This is a genomic window from Streptomyces sp. NPDC058284, from assembly GCF_042881135.1.
Classification (GTDB): Bacteria; Actinomycetota; Actinomycetes; order Streptomycetales; family Streptomycetaceae; genus Streptomyces.
In genome coordinates, this window is record NZ_JBHVYE010000001.1 from 448,613 (window position 1) to 468,984 (window position 20,372).

18 protein-coding genes and 3 pseudogenes are annotated in these 20,372 nt (G+C 72.1%); 12 read left to right on the forward strand and 9 right to left on the reverse strand.

From position 1 onward, the window contains the following. Nucleotides 1-121: 121 nt before the first annotated feature. From ACFVYR_RS01660 to ACFVYR_RS01680, 5 genes and pseudogenes are all read left to right on the forward strand, one after another. A pseudogene (locus tag ACFVYR_RS01660) lies at nt 122-1,378 on the forward strand (GNAT family N-acetyltransferase). Between the two features lie 122 nt (nt 1,379-1,500). Further along, on the forward strand, nt 1,501-2,094 hold the full coding sequence (gene idi / locus ACFVYR_RS01665) for an isopentenyl-diphosphate Delta-isomerase (RefSeq protein WP_384247531.1): 594 nt from the start codon (nt 1,501-1,503) through the stop codon (nt 2,092-2,094). Nucleotides 2,095-2,145: 51 nt separating this feature from the next. Then, the gene (locus ACFVYR_RS01670; RefSeq protein WP_384247532.1) at nt 2,146-2,577 is read left to right on the forward strand and encodes a GNAT family N-acetyltransferase; all 432 of its coding nucleotides are present in this window, start codon (nt 2,146-2,148) and stop codon (nt 2,575-2,577) included. 162 nt (nt 2,578-2,739) lie between these two features. Then, complete coding sequence (locus ACFVYR_RS01675) at nt 2,740-3,627, forward strand: family 16 glycosylhydrolase (RefSeq protein WP_384247534.1); 888 nt, start codon at nt 2,740-2,742, stop codon at nt 3,625-3,627. A gap of 44 nt (nt 3,628-3,671) precedes the next feature. Continuing rightward, nucleotides 3,672-3,935 (forward strand): annotated as a pseudogene (locus tag ACFVYR_RS01680) (NAD(P)-binding domain-containing protein); the annotation flags it as partial. Here ACFVYR_RS01680 and ACFVYR_RS01685 read toward each other — a convergent pair. Then, nucleotides 3,931-4,068 (reverse strand): annotated as a pseudogene (locus ACFVYR_RS01685) (NAD(P)-binding domain-containing protein); the annotation flags it as partial. The pseudogenes ACFVYR_RS01680 and ACFVYR_RS01685 overlap by 5 nt on opposite strands. 344 nt (nt 4,069-4,412) lie before the next feature. Between ACFVYR_RS01685 and ACFVYR_RS01690 the strand changes: the two are divergent. After that, nucleotides 4,413-4,937, forward strand: a complete 525-nt coding sequence (locus ACFVYR_RS01690) for a transglycosylase SLT domain-containing protein (protein WP_384247535.1) — start codon at nt 4,413-4,415, stop codon at nt 4,935-4,937. Between the two features lie 26 nt (nt 4,938-4,963). After that, nucleotides 4,964-6,097, forward strand: a complete 1,134-nt coding sequence (locus tag ACFVYR_RS01695; protein ID WP_384247537.1) for an LCP family protein — start codon at nt 4,964-4,966, stop codon at nt 6,095-6,097. Between the two features lie 13 nt (nt 6,098-6,110). On the opposite strand, the gene ACFVYR_RS01700 is transcribed toward ACFVYR_RS01695, so the two are convergent. Both ACFVYR_RS01700 and ACFVYR_RS01705 read right to left on the reverse strand, forming a co-directional pair. Continuing rightward, on the reverse strand, nt 6,111-6,620 hold the full coding sequence (locus tag ACFVYR_RS01700; protein WP_384247539.1) for an ATP-binding protein: 510 nt from the start codon (nt 6,618-6,620) through the stop codon (nt 6,111-6,113). A 93-nt stretch (nt 6,621-6,713) separates the two neighbouring features. Further along, entirely contained in the window at nt 6,714-7,370 is a 657-nt protein-coding gene (locus ACFVYR_RS01705; protein ID WP_384247541.1) for an HdeD family acid-resistance protein, read from the reverse strand. Between the two features lie 112 nt (nt 7,371-7,482). On the opposite strand from ACFVYR_RS01705, the gene ACFVYR_RS01710 reads away from it, so the two are divergent. Further along, nucleotides 7,483-8,235 (forward strand): enoyl-CoA hydratase/isomerase family protein, encoded by a 753-nt coding sequence (locus tag ACFVYR_RS01710; protein WP_384247543.1) that lies wholly within the window; start codon nt 7,483-7,485, stop codon nt 8,233-8,235. A 51-nt stretch (nt 8,236-8,286) separates the two neighbouring features. Here ACFVYR_RS01710 and ACFVYR_RS01715 read toward each other — a convergent pair whose 3' ends face one another. Both ACFVYR_RS01715 and ACFVYR_RS01720 read right to left on the reverse strand, forming a co-directional pair. Further along, nucleotides 8,287-8,937, reverse strand: coding sequence for a DJ-1/PfpI family protein (locus ACFVYR_RS01715; RefSeq protein WP_384247545.1), 651 nt, complete (start codon nt 8,935-8,937; stop codon nt 8,287-8,289). A gap of 7 nt (nt 8,938-8,944) precedes the next feature. Then, the gene (locus ACFVYR_RS01720; RefSeq protein WP_384247547.1) at nt 8,945-9,979 is read right to left on the reverse strand and encodes a GlxA family transcriptional regulator; all 1,035 of its coding nucleotides are present in this window, start codon (nt 9,977-9,979) and stop codon (nt 8,945-8,947) included. 184 nt (nt 9,980-10,163) lie between these two features. On the opposite strand from ACFVYR_RS01720, the gene ACFVYR_RS01725 reads away from it, so the two are divergent. The 3 genes from ACFVYR_RS01725 (at nt 10,164) to ACFVYR_RS01735 (ending at nt 13,840) form a co-directional block, all read left to right on the forward strand. Continuing rightward, nucleotides 10,164-11,054, forward strand: a complete 891-nt coding sequence (locus ACFVYR_RS01725) for a hypothetical protein (RefSeq protein ID WP_384247549.1) — start codon at nt 10,164-10,166, stop codon at nt 11,052-11,054. 137 nt (nt 11,055-11,191) lie between these two features. After that, the gene (locus ACFVYR_RS01730) at nt 11,192-11,377 is read left to right on the forward strand and encodes an LPFR motif small protein (RefSeq protein WP_384247551.1); all 186 of its coding nucleotides are present in this window, start codon (nt 11,192-11,194) and stop codon (nt 11,375-11,377) included. A 66-nt stretch (nt 11,378-11,443) separates the two neighbouring features. Then, entirely contained in the window at nt 11,444-13,840 is a 2,397-nt protein-coding gene (locus tag ACFVYR_RS01735; RefSeq protein ID WP_384247553.1) for a Tex family protein, read from the forward strand. Nucleotides 13,841-13,865: 25 nt separating this feature from the next. Here ACFVYR_RS01735 and ACFVYR_RS01740 read toward each other — a convergent pair whose 3' ends face one another. From ACFVYR_RS01740 to ACFVYR_RS01750, 3 genes are all read right to left on the reverse strand, one after another. Continuing rightward, entirely contained in the window at nt 13,866-15,518 is a 1,653-nt protein-coding gene (locus ACFVYR_RS01740; protein ID WP_384247555.1) for an ABC-F family ATP-binding cassette domain-containing protein, read from the reverse strand. Between the two features lie 44 nt (nt 15,519-15,562). Further along, on the reverse strand, nt 15,563-16,303 hold the full coding sequence (locus ACFVYR_RS01745; RefSeq protein WP_384247557.1) for a class I SAM-dependent methyltransferase: 741 nt from the start codon (nt 16,301-16,303) through the stop codon (nt 15,563-15,565). 246 nt (nt 16,304-16,549) lie between these two features. Next, nucleotides 16,550-17,581 (reverse strand): oxidoreductase, encoded by a 1,032-nt coding sequence (locus ACFVYR_RS01750; RefSeq protein WP_384247559.1) that lies wholly within the window; start codon nt 17,579-17,581, stop codon nt 16,550-16,552. Between the two features lie 66 nt (nt 17,582-17,647). On the opposite strand from ACFVYR_RS01750, the gene ACFVYR_RS01755 reads away from it, so the two are divergent. Further along, nucleotides 17,648-18,601: an FAD-dependent oxidoreductase gene (locus tag ACFVYR_RS01755; RefSeq protein WP_384247561.1), complete on the forward strand. Its 954-nt coding sequence runs from the start codon at nt 17,648-17,650 to the stop codon at nt 18,599-18,601. Nucleotides 18,602-18,637: 36 nt separating this feature from the next. Here ACFVYR_RS01755 and ACFVYR_RS01760 read toward each other — a convergent pair whose 3' ends face one another. Continuing rightward, nucleotides 18,638-20,317, reverse strand: coding sequence for a BCCT family transporter (locus ACFVYR_RS01760; protein ID WP_384247999.1), 1,680 nt, complete (start codon nt 20,315-20,317; stop codon nt 18,638-18,640). Nucleotides 20,318-20,372 lie beyond the last annotated feature (55 nt).

The following is a 20,372-nucleotide window of genomic DNA, read 5'->3' on the forward strand; positions in this document are numbered from 1 at the left end:
GGTGGGTTGATGACTGTCGCGGCCGGCGCTGCCCTGCGCGGCGACACGTACATCCCCGCTTCCCGGGCTCGCACCTGACGCTCCGTACGTCCGCGGGCCCCTCACTCAAGGGTTTCCCACGTTGACCGACCACAGTTCGCTCACCCATGCCTTCTTCGCCCTGCACCGAGGGCTCCACCGGCAGGGCCCCGGCTCCGCCGCCACCACCCGGCGGCTGCTCTCCCTCGCGGGCCCGCTGCCCGCGCGGCCGCGCGTCCTCGACCTGGGTTGCGGCCCCGGCAGGGCCGCACTCCTCCTCGCCGCCGAGGCCGGCGCCGAGGTGACCGCCGTCGATCTGCACGAGCCGTTCCTCGACGAGCTCCACGCGTCCGCGCGGGCTCTCGGGCTCGCCGGATCGATCACCACCCTCAACGCCGACATGGCCGAACTCCCCTTCCCGGACGGCTCGTTCGATCTGGTCTGGGCCGAGAGCTCGGTCTACTCCATCGGCTTCGACACCGCGCTGCGCGCCTGGCGGCGCCTGCTCGCTCCCGGCGGGGCGCTCGTCCTGACCGAGTGCGAGTGGACGACCGCCGAGCCGTCCGCCGCGGCCCGTACCTTCTGGGAGCGGCACTACACCCTCCGTACCGGCGAGGAGAACCTCCGGGCCGCGACCGGTGCCGGGTACCGCGTGCTCGGCGTGCACCCGCAGCCCGAGTCCGACTGGGACGAGTACTACGGGCCGCTTGCCGCGCGCGCGGACGCGGCGGACCCCTCGGCTCCCGGCATGGCCGAGGCGCTCGCCGCCACCCGCGAGGAGATCGCGATGCGGCGCGAGCACGGCACGGAGTTCGGGTACGCGGGCTACGTCCTGCGGCCCACGGACTCCTGGCCGACCCGTCCGGAGACCGCGTAGGACGTCGCCGCGGTGCACACCGTCCACACGGCCGCCTTCGAGACCGAGGCGGAGGCCGACCTGGTCGACGCGTTGCGCGCCGACCCCGGGGCCTGGCTGCCGGGCCTGTCGTACGTCGCCGAGGCGCCCGACGGTTCCGTGGCCGCGCACGCGCTGCTCACCCGCTGCCTGGTGGGCGGGGCGCCCGCGCCGGCGCTCGCTCCGGTGGCCGCACTGCCCGCGCACCAGCGGACGGGGGCGGGGTCTGCGGTCGTCCGCGCGCTGCTCGACGCGGCACGCGCGCGCGGGGAGCGGCTCGTCGTCGTGCTCGGGCATCCCTCGTACTGTCCGCGGTTCGGTTTCAAGCCCGCTTCCGGGTACGGAATCCGGCCAGGTTTCGAGGTGCCCGATGAGGCGATGATGGCGCTCGTACTCGACGGATCCGACGATTCCGCGGGGCCGGCGCGGGGCACGATCCAGTATCCGGCCGCCTTCGGCGTCTGATTCACCGCGCCGGGCGCCCCCTCGGGAGCGCCCGGCGCGGCGGGACATGCGGGCCCTCGAAGTGCCGGGGGCGTCCGGAACGTACGGCAGACTTGGGCTCAGGACCGAAGCGAAGGATGGGTATGCCGACCACACCTGCCACCGCGGCGAACAGTTCGTCGAACGGCACCGGAGAAGCGATCTTGCTCGAACTCGTCGACGAGGACGGCAGGACCATCGGCACCGCGGAGAAGCTCTCCGCGCACCAGGCGCCCGGGCAGCTGCACCGGGCGTTCTCCGTCTTCCTCTTCGACGAACAGGGGCGCCTGTTGCTCCAGCAGCGCGCCCTCGGCAAGTACCACTCCCCCGGCGTCTGGTCGAATACCTGCTGCGGCCACCCCTATCCGGGCGAGGCGCCGTTCGCGGCGGCCGCCCGGCGTACGTACGAGGAGCTCGGCGTCTCGCCGTCGCTGCTCGCCGAGGCGGGCACGGTGCGCTACAACCACCCGGACCCGGACTCGGGGCTCGTGGAGCAGGAGTTCAACCATCTGTTCGTGGGCATGGTGCAGGCTCCGCTGCGTCCGGACGCCGCCGAGATCGGCGGGACCGCGTTCGTGACGGCGGCGGAGCTGGCCGAGCGGCATGAGCGGGAGCCGTTCTCCGCCTGGTTCATGACAGTGCTCGACGCGGCCCGCCCCGCGATCAAGGAGCTGACCGGCCCCTCCGCGGGCTGGTAACCGCGCAACGCCCGGTCGGAGGGGCGGCTCCGGTTCGTTAGCATGTAATGCATGCAAGCTGATGACGACTCTTACGAGCTGCGCACGGGAGTGCCGTCCGTCGAGACTTTCCGCCGCCTGCGGGCCGATGCCGGCCTCTCCGACAGGGCACCCGAGGCCGTCGCGCTCGCCCTGCCGAACACCTGGCACGGGGTGGTGCTCCACCACGCGGGCGAGCCGGTCGGCATGGGCCGGATCATCGGCGACGGCGGGACCGCGTTCCAGCTCGTCGACATCTGCGTGCACCCCGCCCACCAGGGCCGCGGTCTCGGCAGGCGCATCATGGCCGCGCTCACCGGGGAGCTGGAGCGCCGGGCGCCCGCGACCGCGTACGTCTCGCTGATCGCCGATGGCCCGGCGCGCTTCCTGTACGAGAAGTTCGGCTTCACCGACACCGCCGCGCACGACTCGATCGGCATGTTCTGGTCCGGGCCCGCGAGTTGAGCCGAGTTGGTTCGCACCAACTCCTTGACGGGGCTTCGGGGCCTGCCTTAAATCAAGTACTGAACGAAGTGAGCGCGGCAGGTCTCCCGCCGCGTTCACTTTTCGATCACTACTTGTCATGCGCATGCTCCACATTCACCGCCCCCCACGCGAAGCGATGTGATGACCGTGCACGCCTCTTCCCGCCGCCGCACCACGCTCTGCGCCCTCGCCCTGGTCTGCGGCGCCGCGAGCCTGACCGCTCTTCCCCCGGCCTCGGCCGAGCCCGCGCCCCGCTCCCCCGCCGCAGTCTCCACGACGGCCGCCACCTTCACGGACGACTTCGACGGCCCGGCCGGATCGGCGGTCGACGGCGCCAAGTGGCAGACCGAGACCGGCGACAACGTCAACAACCACGAGCGGCAGTACTACACCGCGGGCAACAGGAACGCGGCACTCGACGGCCGGGGCAACCTGGTCATCACCGCCCGCAAGGAGAACCCCGGCAACTACCAGTGCTGGTACGGCCGGTGCGAGTACACCTCGGCCCGGCTGAACACCGCGGGCAGGTTCACGCAGACCTACGGCCACGTAGAGGCGCGGATGAAGGTGCCGCGCGGCCAGGGCATGTGGCCGGCGTTCTGGATGCTCGGCTCCGACATCGGGGGTGTGGGCTGGCCCGCCAGCGGTGAGATCGACGTGATGGAGAACGTCGGCTTCGAGCCCGGCACCGTCCACGGCACGCTGCACGGCCCCGGCTACTCCGGCTCGGGCGGGATCGGCGCGGGCTACACGCTGCCCGGCGGCGAGGCGTTCGCGGACAAGTTCCACACGTTCGCGGTGGACTGGTCGCCGAACAAGGTCAGCTGGTCCGTCGATGGCAAGGTCTACCAGACGCGCACCCCTGCCGACCTCAACGGCAACCGCTGGGTCTTCGACAAGCCCTTCTTCCTGATCCTCAACCTCGCGGTCGGCGGCTACTGGCCGGGCGACCCGAACGGCAGCACCTCGTTCCCCCAGCAGCTCGTCGTCGACTACGTCCACGTGACGACGGGAAGCGGAGAACTCTGAGGCACGCAGCTCGGGCCTAGATCGGGGTCACGGGCCTCGCCGTCATGGGGCGCGACCTCGCCCGCAACTTCGCCCGCAACGGATACGCGGTCGCCCTCCACAACCGCACCGCCGCCGGCACACACCAGCTGATGGCGGAGTTCGGTGAGGAGGCCACCTTCGTGCCGACCGAGACGGCCGAGGAATTCGTGGCCGCCCTCGAACGTCCCCGACGGCTCGTGCCCATGGTGAAGGCGGGCGAGCCGACCGACACCGTGATCAAGGAATTCGCGCCGCTCCTGGGGCCCGGGGACATGATCGTCGACGGTCCAGCACCGGGCCGAGCGAGGCGTACGACTCGGTGCTGCCGCCTGGCATGATGCTCGGTCCGTGCAGCGCGCCCTCCTCGCCGCCCGAGACACCGGCGCCGACGAAGTGGATGCCCTGCTCCCGCAGTGAAGGGGACCGGGCGCTGGACGGCGCAGATCGCGGACCGACGCGTAGACCGTCCTTTCGGTGACCGGGGCCACGTCGGGGAAGCGGTGGCTGTGAACCCACTCATAGGGGGCACGTCACATGCTAAAGGCGGTAGTAGGGGGCCGGGGCCACGGGCGTGGGGCCAGGGGCGTGCGGGGGCGGTCGCGGACGGGTGCCGCTGCGTAAGGGGGTAGTACGTCACACCTTTGCGCCCGGTGGGAAGCGCCGCTAACCCTGTTTGAGGTCTACGGGGCTCGTGGATCCCACCGGGCACAACCGCCCGCTCCGGATCGAGCCCCCTCACGTCCCCCCTGAGGAGTTCCCCCCGCATGGCCATGACCCGGACGCTCAACCGTGCCGCCCGCTTCCGCAAGCTCTCCGTCACCGGCATCGCCACCGCCGGCGCCGCGGCAGCGGCCCTCTCCCTGGCCCCCTCCGCCGCGCACGCCGCGGAGCCGGACAAGGTGAGCACGGTGGCGGCGCACGTGCAGGCGCAGGCGAAGGCGCAGGCCAAGGCCGCCAAGAAGCCGCACGCCGACAACCTCGACGGCTGGATCCGCCAGTCCCTCGACATCATGAAGGCCAAGGGCATCCCCGGCTCCTACGAGGGCCTGCACCGCAACATCATGCGCGAGTCCGCCGGTGACCCGAACGCCCAGAACGGCTGGGACGTGAACGCGCAGAACGGCACCCCGTCCAAGGGCCTGCTCCAGGTCATCCAGCCGACCTTCGACGCCTACCACGTCGAGGGCACCGCAAACTCCCTGACCGACCCGGTCGCCAACATCACCGCGGCCGCCAACTACGCCGCCGACAAGTACGGCTCCATCGACAACGTCGACTCCGCGTACTGAGTCCGGTCGGCGAGGAGAGTCAGCGCATGCCGCACGAGAGCGGGAACGAGCATCCGGCGCATCCGGCCGACGGCCCCGCGGCGCCCGCCTACGGGCCCGCGCGGGTACGGCGCTCCCGGCGCAGGCCCAGGAAGAAGGTGCTGCGCTACGTGGCGTGGGGCGCCCTCGGCGTGACCCTCGTCGGTGGCGGAGGCGTGGCCTATGCCTGGCAGCACCTCAACGGCCAGATCAAGGGCACGGACGTGAACGCCGCCCTCGGCCACGACCGGCCCGCCGGGCAGCGGGACGGATCGATGAACATCCTCCTGCTCGGATCCGACTCACGGGCAGGGACCCACGGTGAGTACGGCAGTGGCGTGAGCGGGGCCCGGGCCGACACGGCGATGGTCCTGCACGTCGACAAGACCCACAAGAAGGCCTCGGTCGTCAGCATCCCGCGCGACACGATGGTGCAGCGGCCCCGGTGCACGCAGTCAGGCGGCGGCGCGGCGGGCGCGCAGCAGGCCATGTTCAACTCGTCGTACCAGGTGGGCGGCCCCGCCTGCACCGTCAAGACGGTCGAGAAGATGTCCGGCGTCCGCATGGACCACTACCTCGAAGTCGACTTCAAGGGGTTCCAGAAGCTTCTGGACGAGCTCGGCGGCGTGGACATCACCACCCGCAAGGCCATCAAGGACCACAACAGCGGTCTCTCCCTGAGCGCCGGCACGCACACGCTGAAGGGCAAGCAGGCGCTCGAGCTCGTCCGCACCCGGCACGGCGTGGGCGACGGCAGCGACCTCGGCCGCATCCAGCTCCAGCAGGCCTTCATCAAGGCGCTGATCCACCGCGTGAACACCGTCGACCCGCTCAGCGACCCGGGCAAGTCCTACGACCTGGCGGACACCGCGACCAAGACCGTCAGCGCCGACTCCGACCTGGCCTCCGCGGACAAGCTCCTCGGGCTCGCCGAGGAGCTGAAGGGCATCAGCCCCGACCGCACCGACATGGTGACGATGCCGGTCACCTACGACGCGCGGGACGCGGGCCGCGTCAAGCCGCTGGACAAGGCCTCGCACGCCGTCTGGAACGCCCTGCGCGAGGACCGGCCCATACCGAAGGACGCCACCCGGGGCTCGGTGGGCGACAGAACCGATTCGCCGGTGTCGGCCGGCTCCTGACCCGGACCCGGATCTAGCCCTGGGGTTTGAGGGGCAGCGCCGCCCAGATGACCTTGCCGCCGCTCGCGGTGTGCTCGGCGTCGCAGGCGCCGCCCGCCTCCTGGGTGATCTCGCGGACGAGGAGGAGTCCCCTGCCGCCCGTCTGGCCGTGGTCCGCCACCAGGGCCGTCGGGCGGTAGGGGTGGTTGTCCTCGACGGAGACCCGCACCCACTCGGCGCCGACCGCGACCTCCACCGCGAGCATCGGTGAGAGCAGGGCCGCGTGCCGCACCGCGTTGGTGACCAGCTCCGAGACGATGAGGAGCAGGCCCTGGACGAGGTCGTCCGAGGCCGGTACGCCCTGCCGCGCGAGGAGGTCGCGCACCGCGTGCCGGGCCTGGGGTACGGAGGCGTCGACGGCGGGGGCGGTGAAGCGCCATACGCCCTCGTAGGGCATCGGTCCGTCACGGCCGGGGAGTGGGCCGGGCCGCCTCCCGCCGTTCTCCATCGTCCGGTCGCCGCCCTTGCGCTCGATTGTCGCCACACATCGAGTGTTGGGAACGCTCTGGTCCGTGCCCCGCCACTGACCAGAAGTCAGCGATTATCGACGCGTTTTGACCGGTGGCGCGTGCCGCCGTCAGTCGGGTGACTGTTCCTGCCCCTGTTGTTCCGCTTTCAAGCGCTCTTCAGGTTGTACGAGGCTGACGATGCGGCGCCCTCCGATGCCCGTGGCGATCAGACCGAGGCCGTCGAAGAGCAGCGCCAGCGAGAAGAAGCACCCGATGACGTACTGACTGCTGCTGGGCCATCCCGCGAGGACCAGGACGCCGATCAGCAGGCCGAAGGCGCCCTGCAGCAGGGTCAGGGCGAACTGCGGGCCGCGTACCACCAGGCTGCCGACCAGGCGGAACACTCCGCCCGTGAGGAAGAGCAGGGCCGCGAACATGGTCAGCGCCTCGGCCGCCACCTCGGGCCTGCGCAGGATCACGACGCCCGCCGCGAGGTTCAGCGCGGCGACCACGACGCCCAGCCAGAAGAAGCTGCTGCCGCGCGACTGGACGGCGTGCAGCAGCCCGACGACACCGCCGATGAGCAGCAGCCAGCCGAAGAGCAGCATCGAGGTCAGCGTGGCGACGCCGGTGTAGACGAGGCCGACGAGCCCGGCCACGGCCAGGATCACGCCCAGCAGGGCGAGCCAGCCGAAGCTGCGGCTCAGCCGGGCGCCCTGCCTGCCGCGGCTGCCGTTCGCGGGTTCGGTGGGCCTGGTGGTCCCGGCGTCCCTGGGTCCGGCCATCGGCGTCTCCCTCTCGCTCGGCGGAGCCTTGTGCGCCCTATGCGCGTTACGCGCCTTATCTCCCCACCCCTCCTTGATCGTACGTTCGAGGAGTGCGGATAGCATCCGGCGCATGGAGCCGCAGCTGAGGCAGACCGTCACGGACGGCGTCGCCACCGTCCTCATCGACCATCCGGCCAAGCGCAACGCCATGACCGCCGACATGTGGCGCCAGGTGCCGCCGCTCTTCGCCGCCCTCGCCGCCGACCCGGCCGTGCGCGCCGTCGTGCTCACCGGCGCGGGCGACACCTTCTGCGCGGGCGCGGACATCTCCTCGCTGCGCGAGTCCCCGGGCGCGGCGCAGGACCTCGCCGTGCGCGCCGAGGAGGCCCTCGCGGCCTTCCCCAAGCCGACGCTCGCCGCGGTGCGGGGCTACTGCGTGGGCGGCGGCGCGCAGCTGGCGGGCGCGTGCGACCTGCGGTTCGCGGACGAGGGCGCCTCGTTCGGCGTCACGCCGGCCAAGCTGGGCATCGTCTATCCGGCGTCGTCCACCCGTCGCCTGGTGTCCCTCGTGGGACCGTCCGCCGCCAAGTACCTGCTCTTCTCCGGTGAGCTGATCGACGCGGAGCGGGCGCTGCGCACCGGCCTGGTCGACGAGGTGCTGCCCGCCGACGGCCTGGACAAGCGGGTCGCGGAGTTCACCCGGGTCCTCGCGGCGCGCTCGCAGCTGACGCAGGCCGCGGCGAAGGAGTTCGCGGCCGGGCGCACCGACCGGGACGCCCACTGGGCCGAGCGGGCACGCGGCAGCGGCGACACCGCCGAGGGTGTCGCCGCCTTCCTGGAGCGCAGGCAGCCGCGCTTCACGTGGACCGTGCGGGCGGACTGAGCCCCGGGCCCGTCCTGCGAAGCCTGGCTGCCCCCACTGCCCCCACTGCCCCTACTTGCCGCCTGCCGCCTCCTGCCCGAAGCGGCTGCGGTCGCGGATCCTGGCGACGAGGTGCGCGGGCGCCTTCTCCGGGGAGCCCGCGTCGTAGGGCGGCTGGGGGTCGTACTCGGTTATCAACTGGACGGTCTGCGCGTGCTCGTCACCCGCGATCCGGCCGGCCAGGGTGAGGCCCATGTCGATGCCCGCGGAGACGCCGGACCCCGTGACGTACTTGCCGTCGAAGACGACCCGCTCCCCCGTCGACTCCACGCCGAGCCGGTCCAGCTCGCCGAGGGCGCACCAGTGGGAGGTGGCGCGGCGGCCCTTGAGGAGACCGGCGGCGGCCAGGGCGAGGGAGCCGGTGCACACCGAGGTCGTCCAGGTGCTCGTCGCGTCGACCGTGCGCAGCCAGTCGAGGAGCGGCTCGTTCTCCATCTGGTCGCTCTGGCCGGGGCCGCCGGGCACCACCACGATGTCGGGGCTGCGCACCTCGGCGAAGGACTTGTCTGCGACGAGGGCGAGGGAGCCGGTGTCGTCACGGACGGGGCCCGCCTGCTCGGCCACGAAGACCGTCTCGTAACCGGGCAGGGAGCTCAGGGTCTGGTAAGGGCCGATGGCGTCCAGGACGGTGAAGCGCTCGTACAGGGCGATGGCGATCTGCATGGGGTCCCTATCGGTTGGCCAGTGGTTGGCGATCGGTCGGCTGTCGGTCGGTTCGACCGGTGGATGTGCCGGGCGGTGCGGGCGGCACCGGATGGAAGCGGCGGCGGTACTCGGCCGGTGCCGTGCCGAGCGTCTTGACGAAGGCGCGGCGCATCGCCTCCGGAGTGCCGTAGCCGCAGGCGCGCGAGACCTGTTCGATGCCGTCGTCGGTGTCCTCGAGCAACCGGCGGGCGTGCTCGACGCGGACGCGCTCGACGTACTTGCCCGGGGTGAGCCCGGTGTCCGCCCGGAAGGCGCGGGCGAAGTGGCGGGGCGAGAGCCGGGCGCGCGCGGCGAGCGCGTCGACCGACAGGTCGTCGGCCGGATGCTCGGTGATCCACTGCTGGACGTCGCGCAGCGGCTCGCGCCGTGCGGTCTGCGCGGCGAGCTGGACGCTGAACTGCGCCTGGTTCCCCGGGCGTCGCAGGAAGACGACGAGGTGGCGGGCGATGGTGAGCGCCACCTCGCGGCCGTAGTCCTCCTCGACGAGCGCGAGCGCCAGGTCGATGCCCGCGGTGACCCCGGCGGACGTCGCGACATGGCCGTCGCGCACGTAGATGGGGTCCGGGTCGACCTCGACCCCCGGGTGGTCCCTGGCCAGCTTCTCGCAGTACGCCCAGTGCGTCGTCGCGCGGCGGCCCTCAAGGAGGCCCGCCTCGGCGAGCCGGATGGCGCCGGTGCAGACCGAGACGAGGCGCTCGGCGCGCGGGCCGTGCTCGCGCAGCCAGTCGGTCAGCGCCCGGTCCGCGGGCCGGGTGCCCGGACCGCCCGGGACCAGCAGCGTGTGCGGCGCGGGCGCGTCGGCGAGCGTGGAGTCCGGGACCAGGGTGAGGCCGCTGGACGTGCGTACGGGGCGGCCGTCCAGGGACGCCGTGCGTACGCGGTAGCCGCTCCCGGGGTCTGTGAGGCAGGCTCCGGCGCCCGCGAAGACCTCCGCGGGTCCGGTGACGTCGAGGCTCTGGACGTCGTCGAAGAGGACGACCAGGACGGTGCGCTGCTCCATGCCCCGATTCTTCGCCCGCCCCACGATGGCCGCAATGACGAGTAGCCCACCATTCCTGCCATCGTGCCTGTCGTTGTTCCGGTCCTCGTTCCGGTCTTCGTTCCGGTCTTCGTCCCTGTCATTCGGTCACACGTCACAGGGACGGACCACGGACGACATACCAACCAGTAGGTACCGTGCTCCCATGACCTCTTCGACGACCTCCTCCACGGCTACGGCACTGCCCCCGCACGCGGGACGCCGCTGTCACAACGTCCTCAACTCCCTGCACTCGACGCACTACTTCTCGCCCGACTCGGCGCGGGAGATGGCCGCGTTCGGCATCACTCACCCCGCAGCCGTCAACTTCGCCCTGCGCGCGGCGGCCCTCGGCGCCGTCGGCCCCGGGACCGTGACCGCCACGTTCTACAACTACAAGTACGAACTCGTCGCCGAGCACGTGCCGGAGGTCTGGAAGAGCGCCACGCCCGAGGAGGCCCGCGGCGCACGCCTGCGTGCCGTCGACACGACGCTGCGCCGGCTCCTCGGCGAGGAGCTCGTCGCCTCGCCCGAGATGGCGGAGGCCGCAGACCTCGCCCTGCGCGCCACCGAGGCCTGCGACCGCGCCGCCCGCCCCCTGTACTCCGCCCACGCCGACCTGCCCGTGCCCGACGCACCGCACCTCGCGTACTGGCACGCGGCGACGCTGCTGCGCGAACACCGCGGCGACGGGCACCTGACCGTACTGCTCTCCGCGGAACTCGACGGCCTGGAGGCCCTGGTGAGCCACACCGCCACCGGCAAGGGCATGACGCCCAAGTGGCACTTCGCCACCCGGGGCTGGAACAGGGCGGAGTGGGACGACGCCGTGCGGCGGCTGCGCGGGCGCGGACTGCTCGACGCCGAGGGCGAGTTGACGGAGGACGGCGTGGCCCTTCGCCGGGACATCGAGGCGGAGACGGACCGCCTCGACCGGGCCCCCTACGAGCACTTGGGCGCCGCGGGCGTCGAGCGGCTGACGGAGCTCGGCACCCTGTTCACCGGGACCGCGCTCCAGGCGGGCGCCTTCCCGGCGGATCTGCTCGGCAAGGGCTGAGGCCCGGTTCGGCCCGGCTTCGCGGGCGCGGTGGCGGGCGTCGGGGCGCGGGAGGGGGTTCAAAGAGGGGCTCCGAGGTACCCGGACGTCTCCTGACCGCCACCCCCGGCCGTGCCGGGAGACGAAAGGGGAGATCCATGTTCCGTGCCATAGCGGATGTGCTGCGCCAGATCGCGAGCGCCATCGCCACCGTCGTCACCCTGCCGTTCCGGGCCGTTGCGCGGCTGTTCGGCGGAGCCTCCCGTTCCGCCGGACGGGGCGGGCGGGGCGGGCGGAGCACCGGCCGGCGCCCCGGGCGGATGGGGCGGACCCGCCGGGTCTGATCCCCCGCCAACGGCGCCACCTGCCACAATTGCCCGGCAACCTCAGCGAGAAGGCGGTACCGGAACGTGGCAGCTTTGAAGACGTCCACCCCTGCGTCCATCGAAGGCAGGATCGCCGAGGAGCTCGGCGTACGGGAGCGGCAGGTGAAGGCCGCCGTCGACCTGCTCGACGGCGGGTCCACGGTGCCCTTCATCGCGCGCTACCGCAAGGAAGCGACCGAGATGCTCGACGACGCGCAGCTGCGCACGCTCGAGGAGCGGCTGCGCTACCTGCGCGAGCTCGAGGACCGGCGCGCCGCGATCCTCGACTCGGTCCGTGAGCAGGGCAAGCTCACCGACGAGCTGGAGGCGCGGATCCGCGAGGCGGACACCAAGGCGCGGCTCGAGGACATCTACCTGCCCTTCAAGCCCAAGCGGCGCACCAAGGCGCAGATCGCCCGCGAGGCGGGCCTCGAGCCGCTGGCCGACGGGCTGCTCGGCGACCCGACGGTGGAACCGCTGGCGGCCGCCACGGCGTTCGTGGACGCCGACAAGGGCGTCGCCGACCCGCAGGCCGCCCTCGACGGGGCCAGGGCGATCCTCGCCGAGCGGTTCTCGGAGGACGCCGACCTGATCGGCGAACTGCGCGAGCGCATGTGGGTACGCGGCCGTCTCGCCGCCAAGGTCCGCGAGGGCAAGGAGGAGGCGGGCGCCAAGTTCGCCGACTACTTCGACTTCGCCGAGCCCTTCACCGAGCTCCCCTCGCACCGCGTCCTCGCGATGCTGCGCGGCGAGAAGGAGGAGGTGCTCGACCTCACCCTGGAGCCCGAGGAGCCCTCCGCCACACCGGGGGCCCCTTCCACGTACGAGGGGATCGTCGCCCAGCGCTTCGGCATCGCCGACCGTGGCAGGCCGGGCGACAAGTGGCTGCAGGACACGGTGCGCTGGTCCTGGCGGACCCGGATCCTCGTCCACCTCGGGATCGATCTGCGGCTGCGCCTGCGGACCGCCGCCGAGGACGAGGCGGTACGGGTCTTCGCCTCGAACCTGCGCGACCTGCTGCTCGCGGCGCCCGCCGGTACGCGCGCCACGCTGGGCCTTGACCCGGGGTTCCGCACGGGCGTGAAGGTGGCCGTCGTCGACGCCACCGGCAAGGTCGTCGCGACCGACACGATCCACCCGCACGTCCCGGCCAACAAGTGGGACCAGTCCCTGGCCACGCTCGCGAAGCTCGCCAAGGAGCACGCGGTCGACCTCGTGGCCATCGGCAACGGCACGGCCTCGCGCGAGACCGACAAGCTCGCCGCCGAGCTCATCGACAAGCACCCCGAGCTGAACCTCACGAAGGTGATGGTCTCCGAGGCCGGCGCCTCCGTGTACTCCGCCTCGGCCTTCGCCTCCCAGGAGCTGCCCGACCTCGACGTGTCGATCCGCGGTGCGGTCTCCATCGCCCGGCGCCTGCAGGACCCGCTGGCCGAGCTGGTGAAGATCGACCCGAAGTCGATCGGGGTCGGCCAGTACCAGCACGACCTCTCCGAGATGAAGCTGTCGCGTTCGCTCGACGCCGTCGTCGAGGACTGTGTGAACGGCGTCGGCGTGGACGTGAACACCGCGTCCGCCCCGCTCCTCGCCCGGGTCTCCGGCATCGGCACGGGCCTCGCGGAGAACATCGTCGCCCACCGCGACGCCAACGGCCCCTTCAAGAGCCGCAAGGGCCTCAAAGACGTGGCCCGGCTCGGCCCGAAGGCGTACGAGCAGTGCGCGGGCTTCCTCCGCATCCGTGGCGGCGACGACCCGCTGGACGCGTCCAGCGTGCACCCGGAGGCGTACCCCGTCGTACGCAGGATGGTGAAGTCGGCGGGCGGCGACGTCGGTTCGCTGATCGGCAACACGGGGGCGCTGCGCTCGCTGCGGCCGGACGACTTCGTGGACGACGCCTTCGGCCTGCCGACCGTCACGGACATCCTGAAGGAGCTGGAGAAGCCGGGCCGCGACCCGCGCCCCGCCTTCAAGACGGCGACCTTCAAGGAAGGCGTCGAGAAGCTCTCCGACCTCGCCGCCGGGATGGTGCTCGAAGGGGTCGTCACGAACGTCGCCGCGTTCGGGGCGTTCGTCGACGTGGGCGTGCACCAGGACGGCCTCGTGCACGTGTCCGCCATGTCGAAGACGTTCGTCAAGGACCCGCGGGACGTCGTCAAGCCCGGCGACATCGTCAAGGTGAAGGTCATGGACGTCGACATCCCGCGCAAGCGGGTCTCGCTGACGCTGCGCCTGGACGACGAGACGGGCGGCGGGGCCGCCTCCGGCGGAGAGCAGCCGAAGCGGGGCGGCGGCCGGCCGCCCCAGCAGCGGCAGGGCGGCCGTGGTGGCGGTGGTGGCGGTCAGCGCGGGCAGAAGCCGCAGCGGCAGGGCCCGCCGCCCGCCAACGACGCGATGGCCGAGGCGTTGCGGCGGGCCGGTCTGGTGGATCCCAAGCGGCGCTGAGGCGCTGCCAGGGGGTGCGTGGAGGTCAGAGTGACAGTTCGGTCACTTTGCCCTCCGCCACCTCCAGGCGGCGTGTCACCTGGACCGCGTCGAGCATCCTGCGGTCGTGCGTGACCAGCAGCAGCGTGCCCTCGTAGGACTCCAGGGCCGACTCCAGCTGCTCGATCGCGGGCAGGTCGAGGTGGTTCGTCGGCTCGTCGAGGACGAGCAGGTTGACGCCGCGGCCCTGGAGCAGGGCGAGGGCCGCGCGCGTCCGCTCGCCGGGCGAGAGCGTGGCCGCCGAGCGCAGCACGTGTTCCGCCTTGAGGCCGAACTTGGCGAGCAGCGTGCGGACTTCGGCCGGCTCGGTGTCGGGGACCGCCGCGCAGAACGCGTCGAGCAGGGACTCCTCGCCGTGGAACAGCGCGCGGGCCTGATCGACCTCGCCCACCAGGACGCCCGATCCGAGGGCCGCGTGGCCCGCGTCCAGCGGAAGGCGTTCCAGGAGCGCGGCGAGCAGCGTCGACTTGCCCGAGCCGTTCGCCCCGGTGATGGCCACCCGGTCCGCCCAGTCGATCTGCAGCGTGAGGGGACCCAGCGTGAACGCGCCCCTGCGCACCTCCGCGTCGCGCAGGCTCGCGACGACCGAGCCGGAGCGCGGGGCCGCCGCGATCTCCATGCGGAGCTCCCACTCCTTGCGGGGTTCCTCGACGACGTCGAGGCGCTCGATCATGCGCTGCGTCTGCCGGGCCTTGGCCGCCTGCTTCTCGCTGGCGTCGCTGCGGAGGTTCCGGCCGATCTTGTCGTTGTCGCCGCCCGCCCTGGCCTTGCGGCGGGCGTTCTTCACGCCCTTGTCCGACCACGAGCGCTGCATCTGGGCGCGGCTCTGGAGCGCCGACTTCTTGTCGGCGTACTCGTCGTACTCGTCGCGGGCGTGGCGCCGGGCCGTCTCCCGCTCCTCCAGGTACGCGTCGTAGCCGCCGCCGTAGAGGTTGATCTGCTGCTGGACCAGGTCGAGTTCGAGGACCTTGGTGACGGTGCGGGTGAGGAACTCGCGGTCGTGGCTGACCACGACCGTACCGGCGCGCAGGCCGCGTACGAAGCCTTCCAGGCGTTCCAGGCCCGCCAGGTCGAGGTCGTTCGTCGGCTCGTCGAGGAGGAACACGTCGTACCGGGAGAGGAGCAGCGAGGCGAGTCCCGCGCGGGCCGCCTGGCCTCCCGAGAGCGACGTCATGGGCTGGTCGAGGCTGACGGCGAGACCGAGGGAGTCGGCGACGTCCTCGGCGCGTTCGTCGAGGTCCGCGCCGCCGAGCGCCAGCCAGCGCTCCAGGCTCGTGGCGTACGCGTCGTCCGCGCCCGGGGCGCCGTCGACGAGGGCCTGGGTCGCCTCGTCCATGACGCGCTGGGCCTCGGCGACGCCGGTGCGCCGGGCCAGGAAGGCGCGGATCGACTCACCCGGGCGGCGGTCCGGCTCCTGGGGCAGGTGCCCGACGGACGCGGCGGGCGGCGAGAGCCTCAGCTCTCCCCCTTCGGGGGCGTCGAGGCCCGCGAGGAGCCTCAGCAGCGTGGACTTCCCCGCTCCGTTGGCCCCGACGAGACCGATGACGTCGCCGGGGGCGACGACCAATTCAAGTCCGGAGAACAGGGTGCGGTCGCCGTGGCCTGCGGCGAGATCTTTGGCGACGAGAGTTGCGGTCATCAGGGGGTGATTGTAGGACGTGGGACGGGGTGGCCTCCCGCCCCTCACGCTCTGTGGGTGACCCAGAGCGACTCCGCCGGCCAGCGGTGTGCCCAGTCGGGTGGGTCGGTCTCGTTGTAGCCGTTGGGTGCTCCGGGTTCGGGCCGCGGCTCTATGAGGTCGTCGATGATCAGACCCGCGCCGCGCAGGACCCTGACCCAGTCGCCGTAGGTGAGCTGATAGCTGGTCGCGCCGTCGCCCTCGGCGATGGTGTCCAGCCCGAAGTAGTCCTGCCGCAGCGTCGTGGTCACGCGGCTCGCGGCTTCGTCGTAGCAGACTTCGAACCATGGGCTTGCGACGTTGAACACCAGGCGCCCGCCCCGGCCCAGGACGCGTGCGGCCTCCGGGACGGCCAGCTGCGGGGGCGCCCAGCTGAGCCCACCGAAGTCGCAGAAGACCAGGTCGAAGCTGTCGGCGGCGAAGGGGAGTCGTTCTGCGGCGCCCTGCACCAGCGGGTAGCGGGCCGCTCCCATCGCGTCGGCCGCCGCGGCGAGCTGGGCTTCGGACAGGTCGAGCCCGACCACGGTGGCGCCCTCGGCGGCGAGCGCTCTGGACCACTGGCCGGCGCCGCAGCCGAGTTCGAGGACGCGCTTGCCGGTGACGTCGCCCAGGGCGCGCAGGCGCGCGTCGGGGATGGAGTACATGCCCCACAGCCGGGGTGTGGCGCCGATTCGCGGGTCGTGCTCGTGCTGGTAGGCGCTGCTGATCCGGTTCCAGAGCCGCCGGTTGGCGGGGATGCTGTCCACGCGCCGACTCCAGCACTGCGTGGCGGGGGCGGTCAACACATTTGGAGCACTGGCCGGTCCTCAGAGCCTGTGTCATATCCCCGGCCGGGTGATCGCCGCCTGGCACGCACGCTCGCCGCGTTGCCGAAAAGCCCTAGTAGCTCCGCTACGAGGACTTCCCGGCGCCTTGCGATCGCACGCACCAGACGACGCCCACTGATCCGGCCGGGGATATGACACAGGCTCTCACGTCGGCGGCGATCGCGGTCACGGCGAGGCCGGGGCGACCAGCACGCTCGTGGAGGTCCGGGCCACCACGTAGGCCTCGCCCTTCGTGGCCTTGGCCGGCAGCGGGACCCGGTGCCGCCCCGGCTCAAGGACTTCGTCGAGGACTTCGTGGGTGTGGGTGCGCGAGAGGCGGTCCGTGCGGTACGCCGTAAGCCGGACAAGGCACGCCGACGTGACCTCCAGCTCCGCCGCACCGGGGCCCGCCGTGAGCCGGGTGAGGCGGCGCTGTTCCATCGGGCTGCGGTCCAGCGCGTACTCGATCTGGGCGAGCAGGACCGGGATGACCGGGGCGAGGCCGTCGACGTGGGCGACCTGGGCGCCCGCGCCGTCGAAGGCCGAGCGTACGGAGTGGCGGGTCGCCTCGGGGACCGCGCGGCCGAAGGCGACCGCGCCGTACGTGCGCAGTTCGTCGGGCGCGACGCCCGCCGCGTCCGCCGCGATCTCCGCGCCGATGCCGATCGTGCGCAGCGCCGCGGCCAGTTTGGCGAGGAGCGCCACGCGCGGGCCGATCAGCAGGACCCGGCGGCGGGCCTGGCGCTCTCCCGCGGTGAGCAACTGGCCGAGTGCCTCGCGGTATTCGGCGCCCCGGAAGCGGAAGGGCCCTATGCCGTGGTAGCCGTTGAGCACCAGGTCGACCGGCTCCGACGTCTGCCAGGCGAAGTCGCGCCAGACGAAGTCGTCGCTGCCGTCGGCGCTCTTCTCGATCACCGCCGTGACCGCGCCGCACTCCAGGCCTTCGCACTCGGGGCAGCCGTAGATGACGTAACGCCCCTCGCGCAGCGGCGCCTCCGCCTCCAGGAGCAGTCTGCGGACGTGCGCCGTGAAGATGGCCGGCGGGATGTCGGCGGCCAGCGGCGACACCGCGTCGAGGTCGGACAGCCGGAAGAGCAGGGGGCGGCCGTCCACGATGAAGTCGACGAAGTCGCGGTGTACTTGGTAGCCACCGTCGGCGAGGACCCCACCGGCGCGCATGGCCGGTGCCAGACCGAAGGTCGCGTACTCGGCAGACATGCTGTGAGTATCCCCACCCGGCATGTGATGTGAGCACGGCATGGCACATTCCGCTACGTTCCCGGTATGAAAGATGACGATGTGATCGTGGTGGGCAGTGGGGTCGTCGGGCTCACCACGGCCGTCGTGCTCGCCGAGTCGGGGCGCCGCGTGCGGGTGTGGAGCAAGGAGCCCGCCGAGCGGACCACCTCGGCCGTTGCGGGCGCCCTGTGGTGGCCCTACCGCATAGAGCCGGTGGCGGCGGCCGGTGACTGGGCGCTGGACTCGCTGGCCGTGTACGAGGAGTTGGCCGCTCGCGGCGGGTCCGGCGGCGTACGCATGGTCGAGGGCGTACATGCCGAGACGGGGCTGGACGCGTTGGGGCCGTGGGCGTCGCGCGTGGCGGGGCTGCGGCCCGCGGAGCGCGGCGAGTACGCGGGGCGTGGGCTCTGGGCGCGGTTGCCGCTCATCGACATGCCGGTCCATCTCGGCTGGCTGCGGGAGCGGTTCCGTGCGGCGGGCGGGGTGGTGGAGGAGCGTACGGTCGGGCGGCTCGCGGAGCCCCTGGCCGAGGCGCCCACCGTGGTCAACTGCTCGGGGCTCGGCGCGCGTCGGCTCGTACCGGACGACGCGGTGTACCCGGTGCGGGGTCAGCTCGTCGTCGTGGAGAACCCGGGGATCGAGACGTGGTTCACGGCGGCCGACGCCGCGTCGAGTACGACCACGTACTTCTTTCCGCAGCCGGGCGGGCTGCTGCTCGGCGGGACCGCCGAGGACAGCGTCTGGTCGGCCGAGCCGGATCCGGCGGTGGCCGAGGCCATCGTCGCGCGGTGCGCGGCCGTGCGGCCGGAGATCGCGGGGGCGCGGGTGCTCGGGCATCGGGTGGGGCTGCGGCCCGCGCGCCACCGGGTGCGCCTGGAGCGGGAGCGGACGCCGGAGGGCGGGGTGCTCGTGCACAACTACGGGCACGGCGGCGCCGGTGTCACGGTCGCCTGGGGGTGTGCGCGGGAGGCGGCGCGCCTGGCGGACGCCGCCTCCTGAGGGCCCGTCTTCGGGACGGAACGGGCAGAGCCTGACTCAGCTGTTCCTGATCACGGTGCTGCCCGGGTCCTCGTCGTCGCCGTTGTCGTCCTGGGCCGGGCCGATCCGGATCTCGAAGTCGCCGGCGTACTGCTCGTGCCCGGCGATCACGGCCTTCTCGATCGCTTCCGTGCCGTGCTCACCGCGCACGATCAGCGGGTCGTGGCGCAGGTCCCGCATCAGCGACACACACATGCCGATCATCACGAGGGTGAAGGGAGCGGCTACCAGGATCGTGAGGTTGCGCAGGCCGGTGAGCGCGTCGTCCGAGCCGTCGCCGATCAGCAGCATGACCGCGCCGACGGCGCCGGTCACGATGCCCCAGAAGATCACCACGAACCGGCCCGGTTCGAGGGCGCCCTTCTGGGAGAGCGTGCCCATCACGATGGACGCGGCGTCGGCGCCCGAGACGAAGAAGATGCCCACGAGGATCATCACCAGGAGGCTGGTGACGGTGGCGATCGGATACTCGTGGAGCAGGCCGAAGAGCTGCGCCTCCTGCGTCGTCTCCCCCTTGAGTCCGCCCCGGTCCGCGACGGTCATGGCGCTGCCGCCGAACACGGCGAACCAGATGAGGCTGACGGTGCTCGGCACCAGGATGACGCCGCCGACGAACTGCCGGATCGTACGGCCGCGGCTGATCCGCGCGATGAACATGCCGACGAAGGGCGTCCACGAGATCCACCAGGCCCAGTAGAAGACCGTCCAGCTGCTCAGCCAGTCCGCGACGCCCTTGCCGCTGGACGCCTCGGTGCGGCCGATCAGCTGGGGCAGGTCGTCGAGGTAGGCGCCGAGCGAGGTGGGCACCATGTCGAGGATGATGACCGTCGGGCCCGCGACGAAGACGAACAGGACGAGCAGCGCGGCGAGCACCATGTTGATGTTGGAAAGCCACTGGACGCCCTTCTCCACACCGGAGATGGCGGACGCCACGAAGGCCAGGGTCAGCACGGCGATGATGACGACGAGCAGGCCCGTGCCGGCGTTCTCCATCCAGTCGAGCACCTCGATGCCGCTGCCGATCTGCAGGGCGCCGAGGCCGAGGGAGGCGGCCGAGCCGAAGAGCGTGGCGAAGATGGCCAGGATGTCGATGACCCGGCCCCAGGCGCCGTGCGCGTGCTTCTCGCCGATGAGCGGTTCGAAGACGGCGCTGATGGTCTGGCGCCGGTTGCGGCGGAAGGTGCTGTACGCGATGGCGAGGCCCACGACGGCGTAGATCGCCCACGGGTGGAGCGTCCAGTGGAAGAGCGTGGTGGCCATCGCGGTCTCCATCGCCGCGGGCGGGTCGGCCGGATCGGTGCCCGGCGGTGGCGAGGTGAAGTGGGCCAGGGGCTCGCTCACTCCGTAGAACATCAGGCCGATGCCCATGCCGGCGCTGAACATCATGGCGACCCAGGAGACGGTGCGGAACTCCGGGTCCTCGCCCTCCCGCCCGAGAGTGATCTTTCCGTACCGGCTGACGGCCAGCCAGAGCGCGAAGACGACGAACCCGGTGGCGGTCAGCATGAAGAACCAACCACCGTTGTGCATCAACCCGTTGAGCATGTCCGTGGAGACATCCTGCAACGAATCCGTCGACACCGCGCCCCAGACCACGAACGCCAGGGTGAGCACGGCGGTCACGCCGAACACCACCCGGTCCGTCTGTGGCGAGCGGCCGCCGGGGGCGGGCGCCATGATCTCCTGCGCCCCTCCCCCGTCGTCCGCTTTCCGCTGATCCTGCGTCACAAGG